Source organism: Paractinoplanes globisporus DSM 43857, from assembly GCF_000379645.1.
In the GTDB taxonomy this organism is placed as follows: Bacteria; Actinomycetota; Actinomycetes; order Mycobacteriales; family Micromonosporaceae; genus Actinoplanes; species Actinoplanes globisporus.
In genome coordinates this window covers 1-13,237 of record NZ_KB903305.1, presented here as the reverse complement: position 1 = coordinate 13,237, position 13,237 = coordinate 1, and the positions used below count along the sequence as shown (strand labels likewise).

The 13,237-nt window shown below is 70.3% G+C and carries 12 protein-coding genes and 1 rRNA gene; 4 read left to right on the top strand and 9 right to left on the bottom strand.

The window, feature by feature from the left end:
- Positions 1-42 precede the first annotated feature (42 nt).
- Positions 43-459: a nucleoside-diphosphate kinase gene (gene ndk, locus A3CQ_RS0119335; protein ID WP_020512598.1), complete on the top strand. Its 417-nt coding sequence runs from the start codon at positions 43-45 to the stop codon at positions 457-459.
- A gap of 14 nt (positions 460-473) precedes the next feature.
- On the opposite strand, the gene A3CQ_RS0119330 is transcribed toward ndk, so the two are convergent.
- The gene (locus A3CQ_RS0119330; protein WP_020512597.1) at positions 474-1,859 is read right to left on the bottom strand and encodes a mercuric reductase; all 1,386 of its coding nucleotides are present in this window, start codon (positions 1,857-1,859) and stop codon (positions 474-476) included.
- Positions 1,860-1,982: 123 nt separating this feature from the next.
- Here A3CQ_RS0119330 and A3CQ_RS0119325 point away from each other — a divergent pair, with 123 nt between their 5' ends.
- Complete coding sequence (locus tag A3CQ_RS0119325) at positions 1,983-2,615, top strand: CGNR zinc finger domain-containing protein (RefSeq protein WP_020512596.1); 633 nt, start codon at positions 1,983-1,985, stop codon at positions 2,613-2,615.
- A gap of 8 nt (positions 2,616-2,623) precedes the next feature.
- On the opposite strand, the gene A3CQ_RS0119320 is transcribed toward A3CQ_RS0119325, so the two are convergent.
- The 4 genes from A3CQ_RS0119320 to A3CQ_RS0119305 are packed head-to-tail and all read right to left on the bottom strand — an operon-like array spanning position 2,624 to position 6,238.
- Positions 2,624-3,391: an ABC transporter permease gene (locus A3CQ_RS0119320; protein WP_245577272.1), complete on the bottom strand. Its 768-nt coding sequence runs from the start codon at positions 3,389-3,391 to the stop codon at positions 2,624-2,626.
- A gap of 56 nt (positions 3,392-3,447) precedes the next feature.
- Positions 3,448-4,218, bottom strand: a complete 771-nt coding sequence (locus A3CQ_RS0119315; protein WP_040432617.1) for an ABC transporter permease — start codon at positions 4,216-4,218, stop codon at positions 3,448-3,450.
- Positions 4,215-5,192 carry an ABC transporter ATP-binding protein gene (locus A3CQ_RS0119310; protein ID WP_026205887.1) on the bottom strand — a complete coding sequence of 326 codons (978 nt, stop codon included), beginning with the start codon at positions 5,190-5,192 and terminating at the stop codon, positions 4,215-4,217. Before A3CQ_RS0119310 ends, A3CQ_RS0119315 begins: the two co-directional genes overlap by 4 nt.
- Before the next feature lie 29 nt (positions 5,193-5,221).
- Positions 5,222-6,238: an ArsR/SmtB family transcription factor gene (locus A3CQ_RS0119305; RefSeq protein WP_020512592.1), complete on the bottom strand. Its 1,017-nt coding sequence runs from the start codon at positions 6,236-6,238 to the stop codon at positions 5,222-5,224.
- A gap of 59 nt (positions 6,239-6,297) precedes the next feature.
- Between A3CQ_RS0119305 and A3CQ_RS0119300 the strand changes: the two genes are divergently transcribed.
- Positions 6,298-7,824, top strand: a complete 1,527-nt coding sequence (locus tag A3CQ_RS0119300; RefSeq protein ID WP_020512591.1) for an alkaline phosphatase D family protein — start codon at positions 6,298-6,300, stop codon at positions 7,822-7,824.
- Between the two features lie 155 nt (positions 7,825-7,979).
- Here A3CQ_RS0119300 and A3CQ_RS0119295 read toward each other — a convergent pair whose 3' ends face one another.
- Genes A3CQ_RS0119295 through A3CQ_RS0119285 form a run of 3 tightly spaced genes read right to left on the bottom strand, consistent with a single transcriptional unit; the run spans position 7,980 to position 12,318 of the window.
- Complete coding sequence (locus A3CQ_RS0119295) at positions 7,980-8,366, bottom strand: DUF4233 domain-containing protein (RefSeq protein ID WP_020512590.1); 387 nt, start codon at positions 8,364-8,366, stop codon at positions 7,980-7,982.
- Positions 8,363-9,688, bottom strand: a complete 1,326-nt coding sequence (locus tag A3CQ_RS0119290) for a bifunctional folylpolyglutamate synthase/dihydrofolate synthase (RefSeq protein WP_020512589.1) — start codon at positions 9,686-9,688, stop codon at positions 8,363-8,365. The genes A3CQ_RS0119295 and A3CQ_RS0119290 overlap by 4 nt, the downstream gene beginning before the upstream one ends.
- Entirely contained in the window at positions 9,685-12,318 is a 2,634-nt protein-coding gene (locus tag A3CQ_RS0119285) for a valine--tRNA ligase (protein ID WP_020512588.1), read from the bottom strand. Before A3CQ_RS0119285 ends, A3CQ_RS0119290 begins: the two co-directional genes overlap by 4 nt.
- Positions 12,319-12,396: 78 nt before the next feature.
- Here A3CQ_RS0119285 and A3CQ_RS0119280 point away from each other — a divergent pair, with 78 nt between their 5' ends.
- Positions 12,397-13,041 carry a hypothetical protein gene (locus A3CQ_RS0119280; protein WP_020512587.1) on the top strand — a complete coding sequence of 215 codons (645 nt, stop codon included), beginning with the start codon at positions 12,397-12,399 and terminating at the stop codon, positions 13,039-13,041.
- Between the two features lie 67 nt (positions 13,042-13,108).
- Here A3CQ_RS0119280 and rrf read toward each other — a convergent pair.
- Positions 13,109-13,225 (bottom strand): 5S ribosomal RNA (rrf, locus tag A3CQ_RS0119275).
- Between the last annotated feature and the right edge of the window lie 12 nt (positions 13,226-13,237).

The window sequence follows — 13,237 nt, the reverse complement described above, 5'->3', positions numbered from 1 at the left end:
CGTGTCCCGTCCCGAAAGTTCGGTTCCACTGGAGGATCTTCCGTGACCAGCCCCGTCGAGCGTTCTCTCGTGCTCGTCAAGCCCGATGCGGTCCGCCGCGGCCTCCTCGGCGAGATCCTCGCCCGTTTCGAGCGTAAGGGCCTGGTCATCGAGGCGCTGGAGATGCGCACGATGGACGCGACCCTGGCCGACCAGCACTACGCCGACCACGTGGAAAAGGCGTTCTACCCCCCGCTCAAGCAGTTCATGACCAGCGGCCCGCTGGCCGCGCTCGTCCTCGCCGGCGACAACGTGATCGAGGTTGTCCGCGCCATGATCGGCGCCACCGACGGGCGAAAAGCGGCGGCCGGCACGATCCGCGGCGACTACTCCCTGTCCAACCGGGAAAACCTCGTCCACGCCTCCGACTCCCCCGAGAGCGCGGCCCGCGAGCTGGCCCTCTGGTTCCCCAAGATCTGAGCGAAGAGCAAGATCTAGGCGAAGAGCGAGTTCAGCCCCTCCGCCAGGAGCGGATGCGTGAAGATGGCGTCGGCCATGGCGGTGGCCGGCAGCCCGCCCAGCATGGCGACCTGGATCATCGTCATGATCTCGCCACCCTCGCTGCCGAGAACGGCGCACCCCAGGATCTCGCCGCTGTCCGCGTCGATGACGGCCTTCATGAAGCCGCGCGTCTCCCCGGTCTCGATGGCCCGCACGACGGCGCCCATCGGCAGCTTGGCCACCCGGATGGCACGGCCCTCCGCCCGCGCCTCCCGCTCGGTCAGGCCGACCCGCCCGAGCTGCGGGTCGATGAACACGGTGTAGGGCACGACCCGCCCGCGGGTGCTCGCCTTCTCGTCGCCGATAAGGTTGGCGTGCAGGACGCGGTAGTCGTCGTACGACAAATGGGTGAAGGCCGGACCGCCCTTGATGTCACCCATCGCATAGATGCCGGGCACGCTGGTCTCCAGGCGGTCGTCGACCACGATGAAGCCCCGGTCGTCGAGCCGGATGCCGGCCGCCTCGGGGGTGAGCGCCTCGGTGTTCGGGACCCGGCCGAGCGCCGAGAGCAGGTGCGACCCCTCGATCCGCCGTACGCCGTCCTCGGTGCGTACGGTCAGCCGCAGCCGGCCGCCGTCGAGGCGCTCGACCCGCTCCGGGGTTGCCGAGGTCAGCACCGTGATCCCCTCGTCGCGCAGGATGGTGGCGACCTCGTCCGCGACGTCGTCGTCCTCGATCATCAAAAGGCGGGTCCGGCTTTGTACGACGGTGACCTCGCTCCCGAACCGGCGGAACATCTGCCCGAACTCCAGCCCGATGTACCCGCCGCCGAGGACGATCAGATGTTCCGGGACGTCGTCGAGCTCCATGATCGATGTTGAGTCGAGCACCGGGACGTCGGCGGCGCCGGGGATCGTCAGCGGCTTGGACCGCGTGCCCGCGTCGACAACGATCACCGGCGCGCCGATCGGCCGGGTCCCGCCGCCGGTCAGCGCGACCTCGACCGTCCGCGGCCCGGTGAAGTACGCCTCGCCCTCGATCAGATCGAGCCCGTCCTGCGCGAGGCGGCTCGCATAGTTCTGCCGCGCGCCGGCGACCATGGCCCGCTTCCGCTCCCGCACCGCGGCCAGGTCCACCGATACCGGACCCGTGCGTACGCCGTACTCCGCGCCGCGGCGTGCCTGGTACGCGAGGCGGGCGCTGGCGACCATCGTCTTGGTCGGCGTGCACCCGGTGTTGACGCAGACACCGCCGAGCGGTCCGCGTTCGACGAGCGCCACCCGCCGGCCCGCCTTCGCCAGCTCGAGGGGGAGGAACCGGCCGCCCTGACTGGTCCCGATCACGATCGCGTCGTACTGGTCATCGGTGCTGTTCGCCATCTGCTATCTCCGATCCGATCTAATGGTCAAAGACATGCTTTCCATTAGGCACTATGTCGGCGTCCGGCCCGCGTGTCAAATGGTTGCGTTGGCTCTTTCCATTAGGTCGGGTACGGTGGCGGCGTGACGCGCGAGGGAGCCACCACCAGCGCGACCCTGCTGGGCGAGCCGCTCCCGGTCGAGCTGATGAACACGATCAACGTCGGACGCGACGGGGTCCACGATGCTCTCGCCGACGACGACGCCGCTACCGCCTGGCTACGCGCGGTCGCCGACCGCATCGACGCCGAGGCCGGAACGGGCCGCTGGGAGGGCAAGGCGGCGGGCACCGCAGCGGGCGACATGGCGGGCCCGATGGCCGCGGAGCTGCGCATGCTGCGCGACGCGCTGCGCCGCCTGGCCGCCGAGGCGACCGGCGATCCACGCCCACCGGCCACCGCCCCCGAGCTAACCCGTCCGGAGGCGGTCGCGACGCTCAACGCCCTGGCGCGCGCATGGCCCGAGCTGGTCTGGCTCGGCGACGGAAAGCCGGCGCGCCGATACCACCCCGGCGACGCCGTCTCGCTGATCGCCCACCAGGCCGTCGAGCTGTTCGCCGGCCCGGACCGCGAGCGGCTGCGGCCCTGCCTCGCCCCGAACTGCCTGCTCTTCTTCGCCAAGGACCACGCCCGGCGGGAGTGGTGCTCCCCCGCGTGCGGCAACCGCGCCCGCGTCGCCCGCCACTACCAGCGGCGGAGGCCTGGCCGACAGAGCTGAGCTGATGCTCAGAGGGTGTCGAGGCTCGCCGTCCGCCGCGACTCCGTCTCAAAGATCTTGAGCAGCAGCGCGGCGAGAATCGCGTATCCGACACCGACCAGCGCCTCCCGCCCCAGCTCGGGTGCGGCCGCCGACAGCCCACTCCCGCCCGCGAGCCGGCGCGCGGCCTCGGCGGCATGGGTGATCGGCAGGAACTGGCCGACCGTCACCATCCAGCCCGGAAGCGACCCGCTCGGCACGTTCACGCCGGTGAGCAGGAGCAGCAGCGCCACCGCGACGTTCGAGATGACCCAGACGTCGCGGAAGCGCAGGCCCAGCGCGCCGAGCGTGAGCCCGAAGAACGCGCAGGCCAGCGAGCCGACGGCCATGGACAGCAGCAGCCCCGGCACGGCGGCGGCCGGTATACGCAGGCCGAGCAGAGCGGAGCTCACGCCGAGCGTCACCACCGCGATGAACAAGCCGTTCCCGGCGTACGGCAGCGCTCGCCCGAGAAAGACCACCGTCCGGCTGCGCGGCGACAGCAGCACGTGGCCGAGCGTCCCGTAGCGCCGCTCGTTGCCGACCGCGAGCGTGCCGCCGAAGACGCAGGCCAGCGTCGCCGTCAGCACCGCGTTGCCGACGATGTAGAAGCGGTCGTCGGCGACCTGCAGCTGACGGCCCAGATAGGCGAAGAACAGCAGCTGGAACAGCGGGCCGACCAGCAGCGTGCCGATGAAGATCGAGGGCCGGGTCCAGTTGAACAAGGCTCGATAGGCGATGACGCCGCCCACGGTCATCAGTCGGAGGGTCTTCAGTCCGGTCAAGGGCGGCGGCGGGGTGGTCGGACCGGGCTTCATGCGAGCGCCAGGGTTGCGGCCGCGCGGGCGCGGCGTTCGACGTAGGTGAGGGAGATCGAGCCGAAGACCAGGCAGAGCACGCTGATCCCCAGGCAGACGCCGACCGCGGGCCAGACCGGGCCGCCCGTGGTCGCCTCGCGCAGCGCCCGGGCGCCCCAGGTGGTGGGCAGAACGGCCGCGATCGGCCCGGTCCAGGCCGGCAGCACGGTGATCGGCACCAGCATCCCGGACACCAGCCAGATCGGGTACTCGAGCGTGTTGGCCAGGGCGTTGGCGTTGCGCATGAGCACGAAGGTGGAGGCGAGCAGCAGGCCGAACATGCCGAGCGCCACGATGCAGACCACCGCGGCCACCACGAAGGCGAACGGGTGGGCGAACTCGAGCCGGATGCCGTAGAGGATCCGTCCCCAGGCCAGCGTGGCCAGCAGCGAGTAGGTGCCGGTCAGCCCGGTCGCCACGGTGATCGGCAGGATCACCAGGACCGGGCGGCGCGGCGCCAGCATGATCATCTCCAGGGTGCCCTGCCAGCGCTGGTTCTGGATCGCGCCACCGGAGCCGAACAGCACCGACGACCAGACGCCCATGAGCCCGGCCCCGACCGCCGCCTCGATCAGCCGGTGCTGCTCCTGGCCGGCCCGGAACAGGTAGACCGCCAGCGTCGCCTGCACGATGGGCACGACCAGAGCGATCGTCACCTCGAACGGCGAGTGGCTCATCTGCTTGACGTGGGTGAGCGTGCCCAGCGCCAGCATGCGGAGGGTCCTCATGCCGCGTTCACAATCGCCACGTACGCGTCCTCGAGGGTCGGCTCGCGGCTGTTGACCCGGCCGAGCCGGATGCCGGCGAGCTCGCGGAGGATGTCGCCCTGGACGTCGATGTGCGCGTCGGACTGCACGGTCAGCAACTGCAGCGCGCCGCGCTCCTCGATCGCCGTCTCGCGCACCCCGGGCAGCCCGCGCAGCGCCGAGACCGCCGTGTCCGGCACCCCGTACGCCTCCACCTCGACGATCCGCCGGCCGTCGGCGTGGTGGCGCAGCTCGGCCGGCGTGCCGAGCGCCTGGATCTGCCCGTCGGCGATCACCGCGATCCGGTCGCACAGCTCGTCGGCCTCGGCCATGTAGTGCGTGGTCAGCAGCACGGTCGTACCAGTCGCGGCCAAGTCCGAGACGGTACGGCGCAGCTCCCGGGCGGCCACCGGGTCGACCCCGATCGACGGCTCGTCGAGGAACAGCACCTCCGGCGAGTGCAGCAGCCCGCGCGCGATGTGCAGCCGCTGCCGCATGCCGCGGGAGTACCCCTCGACGCGTTCCCGCTCCCGGCCGGTGAGCCCGACCAGTTCGAGCAGCTCGGCGATGCGGCGCTTCTGCTCGCGCGGCGCCACCCCGTACAGCTCGGCGAAGTACCGCAGGTTGTCCAGCCCGGAGAGGCGGTCGTAGAGCCCGCGGTCGCCGCCGAACACGTAGCCGATCCGGCGGCGTACCTCCCGGGTCTGTTTGACCACGTCCTGGCCGCACACCCGCGCGGAGCCGGAGGTGGGCAGCAGCAGGGTGTTGAGCATCTTGATCGTCGTGGTCTTGCCGGCGCCGTTCGGCCCGAGCAGGCCGAACAGCTCCCCGCGCCCGACCGTGAACGACACGCCGCGCACCGCCTCGACCTCGGTCCGTCTGGGCCGAAGCCACCCGGTGCGCCCCCGATATGTCCGGCGCAATCCATCCGCCTCGATGGCGTAGTCGTTCCCCATGGCCGGAACGGTAGGGGGCGGACGCGGTCCTAGGAAACGAATTCGGTGCGGGCCGAATCGTCGCCCAACAGGTTGACCAGCGCGATCCCGGCCGGCTCGAGACCGTAGAGAACTCGCCGACCGGCCCGGCGGCGGTGCACCACGCCGGCCGCCTGCAGGCCGGTCAGGTGTTCCGAGATGGTGCTCGGCGCGAGCCCGAGCGCCGTCGCCAGCCCGGTCGTGGTGGCCGGCACGGTGAGCGCCCGCAGCACCGTGGCCCGCCCCCGCCCGACCAGAATGGCAAGTCGATCGTCGGCGACGGACGAAGCGGGCGGAGCGGAGGCGAGCACCGCGGCCCCGCGCGCCTGGTAGGTGACCATCACGATGTCGGCGTGGTCGGAGGAGCACATCAGCGCGCCCCGGGAAAAGATCAGCGGGACGAGCAGGAGTCGCTGGTTGACCGCCTCGAACGACTGGTCGAGCGGCTTCACCAGGGTGAGCACCGGCCGCTCCCAGCGCACCCGCTCGTGCAGCCGGGAGAGCAGCGCGTCCGGCCCGTCCGACGCGAGCGCCCGGGCCCGCAGCAGCACCTCCTCGTCGAGCGCCGCGCGCATGGCCGGCCAGTACGGCGCGATCGCGGCCTCCCAGTAGGCGGCCAGCCCGTCCGCGAGTCGATCAAAGGCCCCGACCCGGTTGTCCCTAAATGGCCGGAAAAAAGAGGGCAACTCACCCGAGGGGTAGTACTTCGCGAACTGCTCCTCGACCGTCGACGCCGGCGTCGAGCGCAGCTGGTCGAGCTGCTCCTCGAGCGTCGGCGTGGCCGTGAGCGGGATCGGGCACAGGAAGTCCGGCGAGGTGGACGGTGCGTCGAAATAGACGCTCAGCGGCGCCGTCGCCGGGTCGGTCCGGAGGATCTCCCGGGCCCGCAGCGCCCACCCGTCGTACGGCCAGGGCGCGCCGTCCGGGTTGCGTTGCAGCAGCGCGAGACCGCAGTAGACCTCGGCCAGCGGGCTGATCGCGATCCGCGTGCGGGCCAGCGTGGGTTCATCGATCTCGATCCGGATCACACGGTGAAGTTTAGGGAATGGCCACCCGTGGGCCACGTCGGATCGATAGGCATCAGGTCATGACCTCGATCTCGCGACGCAATCTGTTCAAGGCCGGCGTGGTCGGACTGGCCGGCAGCACCCTCTTCGAAGCGCCGGCGTTCTCCTCCGCGGGCGTCCGTCCGCTGCTCACCCACGGCGTGCAGAGCGGCGACGCCACCTCCGACTCGGCGATCGTCTGGGGCCGCGCCGACCGCCCCGCGCGGCTGTGGGTGCAGGCCAGCCGCCGCCCCGACCTGCGCGGCGCCCGGGTGATCCGCGGCCCGATCGTCACCCCCGACACCGACTTCACCGGCAAGGTGCGGCTGCGCAACCTGCCCTCCGATTCCAAGATCTATTACCGGGTACGCGCCGAGAGCCTCGACCGCCCCGGCCTGTTCGGCTCGTCGGTCAACGGCTCGCTGAGCACTGCCCCGGTTCACCGCGGCGACGTCCGTTTCGTCTGGACGGGCGACGTGGTCGGCCAGGGCTGGGGCATCGATCCCGCGTACGGCGGCCTCGCGCTCTTCGAGTCGATGCGCCGGCGCCGCCCCGACTTCCTGCTGCACAGCGGCGACACCGTGTACGCCGACGGGCCGCTGGTCGAGTCGGTGACGCTGCCCGACGGCCGGATCTGGCACAACGTGGTCACCGAGGAGAAGTCGAAGGTCGCCGAGACCCTCAAGGAGTACCGCGGCCAGTACGCCTACAACCTGCTCGACGAGAACTACAAGCGCTTCGCGGCCGAGGTCGCCCAGATCAACCAGTGGGACGACCACGAGGTCCGCAACAACTGGTACCCCGGGCAAATCCTCGACGACGTCCGCTACACCGAGAAGTCGATCGACGTGCTCGCCGCCCGCGCCCACCAGGCCTACCACGAGTGGACGCCGATCCCGTCCGCGTCCGGCCCGGTCTACCGCAAGATCTCGCACGGCCCGCTGCTGGACCTGTTCATCCTCGACATGCGCACGTTCAAGGACCCGAACGACGGCAACACCTACGCCGACCCGAAGCGCGGCATGCTCGGCGCCGAGCAGCGCGAATGGCTCATCCGCGGCCTGCGTGAGTCACGCGCCACCTGGAAGATCATCGCCAACGACCTCCCGCTCGGCCTCGTCGTCCCCGACGGCGCCACCGCTCAGGAGGGCGTCGCCCAGGGCGACAACGGCGCTCCGAAGGGCCGCGAGCTCGAGTTCGCCCAGGTCCTGCAGTCGGCGCACCGCCACGGCGTCACCGGCATCGTCTTCCTGACCGCCGACGTGCACTACACCGCGGCTCAGCACTACGACCCGTCCCGCGCCTCCGTCCAGGACTTCACGCCGTTCTGGGAGTTCGTCTCGGGTCCCGCCCACGCCGGCGCGTTCGGCCCCAACGTCCTCGACGGCACCTTCGGCCCCGAGACCGTTTTCGTTCACGCCCCGCCGGTGGCGAACACGTCGCCCGCCGGCGGCTACCAGCACTTCGGCGAGGTCGAGATCGACGGCCACTCCGGCGACCTGACCGTCAACCTCCGCGACCGCGACGGCGTTTCCCTCTGGTCCACCAAACTCAAAAACCACCACTAAGACCTTTTTGCCCGTACGGGGGGGAAGCACGGTCCCGAGGGTGAGTGGGCAGCTCAGCCCGGCGCGGGCGGCAAAGGCGCAACCCACCACCTGGATCGCCGTGATCCCACGGGACCTGTGCCGACCCCGTACGGGAAAAGGCCTTTGATGGTGATTTATCCGAGGATCGACCGGCGAACGTAGGCCGCGTAGGCCCAGGCGGCGGCGAAGATCAGGCCGATGACCGCGAGTGACCAGTGCAGGAGGCCGCACGCGAGCAGCAGGACCTGGAGGACGGCGCCGGCGGCCCAGGCCCACGAGTGCGACATCATTCCGGCCAGCACGATCGCGAGGACGGCCAGGGCGATCACCGCGGCGACGCCCCAGCCGCTCAGGTGACCGCCCATGATCCGGATCGGCTGGATGGCCAGGACCAGCACGATCGCCTCGAGGATCAAGGTCCCGGCGCCCAGGGCACGCACCGCCGCCTTGGGATTGCGCAGGCCCGACCGTGGCGCCTGCTCAACGGGCGTCGCGCTCTCCTCGGGCGGCTGATCGGTCATCGCTTCAGGAGTTTCCGGGCGTCGGCGACCGTGACGACCGAGCCGGTGATCAGCACGCCGACGCCGCTGAGCTCGCCGGACGTGTCCTCCTCGGCCAGCGCCACGGCCTCCTCGATCGCGTCCGGCATGGTCTCGGCCACCGTGACCCGGTCCTCGCCGAAGATGTCGGTCGCCACCTGGGCCAGCTCCATCACCGCCATCGAGCGCGGGGAGCTGTTCTGAGTGACCACGATCCGGGCGGCGACCGGCTCGAGCAGGTCGAGCAGGCCGGAGACGTCCTTGTCGCCGAGGACCGCGACCACCGCGACCAGGTGCCGGAACCGGAACTCCTCCTCCAGCGCGCTCACCGTGGCGGCCATGCCGTGCGGGTTGTGCGCGCCGTCGAGCAGGATGGTCGGGGCGCTGCGGACCCGTTCGAGCCGGCCCGGCGAGTCGACCCGGGCGAAACCCTCGCGGACCAGGTCCGCCTCCAGCTGCTTGGTCTTACCGGCGCCGAGGAACGCCTCGACCGCGGCGAGGGCCATGGCCGCGTTCTGGGCCTGGTGGGCGCCGAACAGCGGCAGGAAGATCTCGTCGTAGACGCCGCCGAGGCCCTGCAGGGTCAGCACCTGGCCGCCGACCGCCTGAGTGCGCTCGACGACACCGAACTCGCTGCCCTCCCGCGCGACGGTCGCCCCCATCTCGGCGCTGCGCTCGAGGATCGGCCGCATCGCCTCCTCGGTCTGCAGCGCGGTGATCACGGTGGCGCCCTTGTGGATGATGCCGGCCTTGGCCCAGGCGATGTCCTCGATGGTGTCGCCGAGCCACTCGGTGTGGTCGAGCCCGATCGGGGTCATCACGCAGACCCCGGCCTCGATCACGTTGGTGGCGTCGTCCTCGCCGCCGAGGCCCACCTCGACCACGGCGATGTCGACGGGCGCGTCGGCGAAGGCCGCGTACGCCATGGCGGTCGTCATGTCGAAGTAGGTCAGCGGCTCGTCGTACCGCGCGTCGATCAGCCCGGCGAGCGGCTCGATCTCCCGGTAGGTGGCGACCAGTCGCTCCTCGGAGATCGGCTCGCCGTCGAGGCTGATCCGCTCGCGGACCGTCTCGAGATGCGGGCTCGTGTACCGGCCGGTGTGCACGCCGTGCGCCCGCAGCAGCGCGTCGATCATGCGAGCGGTGCTGGTCTTGCCGTTGGTGCCGGTCAGGTGGATCGCCGGATAGGCGCGCTGGGGACTGCCCAGCACGTCCATGAGATCCCGGATCTTGCGCATGTCGAAGACCATGCGGGTGAAGCCGCGCTGCTCGAGCGCGGTCACCACCTCGTCGTACTCGCTCATGTCGTCGGCAACCCGTCGAGAGCCGCGGCAATTCGCGTGAGATCGGCCTCGGCCGTGGCGAGCCTGTCCTTGATCTTCGCGACCACCTGCTCGGGCGCCTTCGCGAGGAACGCGTCGTTGCCGAGCTTGGCGCGGGACTGGGCCAGCTCCTTCTCGGCGGCGGCGCGGTCCTTCTCGAGGCGGGCCCGCTCGGCCGCGACGTCGATCGTGCCGCGGGTGTCGAGGTCGACCGTGATGCCGCCGGTCACCGCGAGGGTCGCGGTGGCCGTGAAGCCGGCCGACGGGCGGTCGAGCCGGGCCAGCGACCGGATCAGTGGCTCGTGCGTGTCGATGCCGACGTTGCCGAGGCCGGTGAGCGCCGCGGTGACCCGCTGGGTGGGCTTGAGTCCCTGGTCGGAACGGAACCGCCGAACCTCGGTGACGACCTTCTGCAGGGCGGCCAGTTCCTCCTCGGCGGCGTCGTCGATCAGCTCCTTGTCCGCGGTCGGCCAGGCCGCCTTCGTCACCGTCTCGCCGCCGGTGAGCGCGATCCACAGCTCCTCGGTGACGAACGGGATGACCGGGTGCAGCAGGCGCAGCAGCTGGTCGAGGACGTGGCCCAGAACGCGTTGCGTGGTGCCGGCGTTCTCGGAGGCCAGTACCGGCTTGCTCAGCTCGAGGTACCAGTCGCAGACGTCGTCCCAGGCGAAGTGGTAGAGGGTGTCGCAGACCTTCGCGTACTCGTACGTCGCGAACAGCTCGTCGACCTCGCCGATCACGTGCTCGAGCCGCGACAGGATCCACTTGTCGATCGCCGACAATTCCGTTTTGTCCGGCAGGGGGCCCTCGACGGTCACGCCGTTCATCAGGGCGAACCGGGTGGCGTTCCAGAGCTTGTTGCAGAAGTTGCGGGAGCCCTGGCACCACTCCTCGCTGATCGGCACGTCGGAGCCCGGGTTGGCCCCGCGGGCCAGCGTGAAGCGGGTGGCGTCGGCGCCGTACCGGTCGATCCAGTCGAGCGGGTCGACGACGTTGCCGAACGACTTCGACATCTTCTTGCCGTGGCCGTCGCGGACCATGCCGTGCAGGTTGACCACGTCGAACGGCTGGACGTCGTCCATCGCGTACAGACCGAACATCATCATGCGGGCGACCCAGAAGAACAGGATGTCGTACCCGGTGACCAGCACGCTGGTCGGGTAGAACTTCTCGAGCTCGGGGGTCTGCTCGGGCCAGCCCATCGTGGAGAACGGCCAGAGTGCGGAGGAGAACCAGGTGTCGAGTACGTCCTCGTCCTGGCGCCAGCCGTCACCGGTGGGCGGCTGCTCGTCGGGGCCGACACAGACGACCTCGCCGTCCGGGCCGTACCAGACCGGGATGCGGTGACCCCACCAGAGCTGGCGGGAGATGCACCAGTCGTGCATGTTGTCGACCCAGGCGAAGTACCGTTTCGCCAGCTCGGCCGGCTCGATGGTGACCCGGCCGTCGCGCACGGCGTCACCGGCCTTCTTGGCCAGGGGTGCCGTGTTGACGAACCACTGCAGCGACAGCCGCGGCTCGACGGTGGTCTTGCAGCGCGAGCAGTGGCCGACCGAGTGCAGGTACGGTCGCTTCTCGGCGACTATCCGGCCCTGTTCGCGCAGGGCGTCGACAATCGCGGGCCGGGCCTCGTACCGGTCGAGGCCCTCGAACGGCCCGGGCACGGTGACGACCGCGCGCTCGTCCATGATGGTGATGCTGGGCAGGCTGTGCCGCTGGCCGATCTCGAAGTCGTTGGGGTCGTGGGCCGGCGTCACCTTGACCGCGCCGGTGCCGAACGACGGGTCGACGTGCTCGTCGGCCACGATCGGGATGCGCCGCCCGGTCAGCGGCAGCTCCACCTCGGTGCCGACGAGGTGCCGGTACCGCTCGTCGTCGGGGTGGACGGCCACCGCGGTGTCACCCAGCATCGTCTCGGCGCGGGTGGTGGCGACCACGATCGCGTTGTCGCCGTCGCCGTACCGGATGGAGATGAGCTCGCCCTCGTCGTCGGTGTGCTCGACCTCGATGTCGCTGAGCGCGGTGAGGCAGCGCGGGCACCAGTTGATGATCCGGTTGGCGCGGTAGATCAGGCTGTCGTCGTAGAGCCGCTTGAAGATGGTCTGCACGGCCCGGGACAGGCCCTCGTCCATCGTGAACCGCTCGCGGCTCCAGTCGACGGAGTCGCCGAGCCGGCGCATCTGGCCGAGGATCGCGCCGCCGGACTGCGCTTTCCACTCCCAGACCTTCTCCACGAACTTCTCGCGGCCCAGGTCGTGGCGGGAAAGCCGCTGCCCGGCGAGCTGGCGCTCCACGACGTTCTGCGTGGCGATGCCGGCGTGGTCCATGCCGGGGAGCCAGAGAACCTCGAAGCCCTGCATCCGCTTGAGGCGGGACAGGGTGTCCTGGATGGTGTGGTCGAGGGCGTGGCCGATGTGCAGCGAACCGGTCACGTTCGGCGGGGGGATGACGATCGAGAAGGCCGGCTTGTCACTGGCCGGGTCGGCCGTGAAGTAGCCCGCGGATACCCACGTCTCGTACCGCCGCTGCTCTACCTCGCCCGGCTGGTACTGGGCGGAGAGGCCACCGGTGGGCCGGCTGTCGGGGGTGCGTGTCTGGGTCGTCTCGGTCACCCAGCAAGTCTACGGAGCCCCCACGAGAACCCCGAATTCGCACCTCCTCCCTCGGGACGCGATTGCTAGGCTCCCCCAATGCCCGACGAGTCCCCCATCGAGATCGGCGCGATCGAGCTCACTGCCGAGCCACCTTCCGCCGACGTCGAGCCACCGTCCAGCCCGCGGTCCCGCGTTCGGCTGGTCCTGCTGTCGACCCTGCTCGTGGTGGGAGTGGCCGGCGGCGCCGTCCTGGCCTACACGGGCTGGCAGGTCGCCACTCAGAAGGACGCGAAGCTGGCGGCCCCGGCCAAGGTCGGCACCCTGACCCTGGACTCGTCGGAGGACGCCAAGTCCACCGCCGACTATCTGCAAACCGCGGTGGCGGCCGAGATCGACCTCGACAAGACCATCGGCGCGGTCTACCAAGATTCGACGTCGCCGCAGAAAGACGTGCTCGTCTTCGGCGGTACCAAGCTCTTCTGGGCCCCGGAGAACGAGCTCGACACGGCCTTCGACCTGGTCGCCGACAACGAGGGCGCGGTGGTCGGCCTGCACGAGGTGGACGCGGGCAAGCTGGGCGGCACGATGAAATGCGGCTCGACGAAGACCGATGCCGGCGATCTGACCGTCTGCGGCTGGGCCGACCACGGCAGTGTGGCCCTGGCGATGTTCAACAATCGCTCCGAGACTGAGGCGGCCGGCCTGCTTCGCCAGATCCGGGACGCTACCGAAACCCGCTAGGACGATTTTCCCCACAAATGCAGAAAGCCCATCCCGGTGATCCGGGATGGGCTTTCTGTCGGTTTGAGTCCGGCGGCGTCCTACTCTCCCACACCCTCCCGAGTGCAGTACCATCGGCGCTGGAGGGCTTAGCTTCCGGGTTCGGAATGAGACCGGGCGTTTCCCCTCCGCTATGGCCACCGAAACAGCTGCCAGC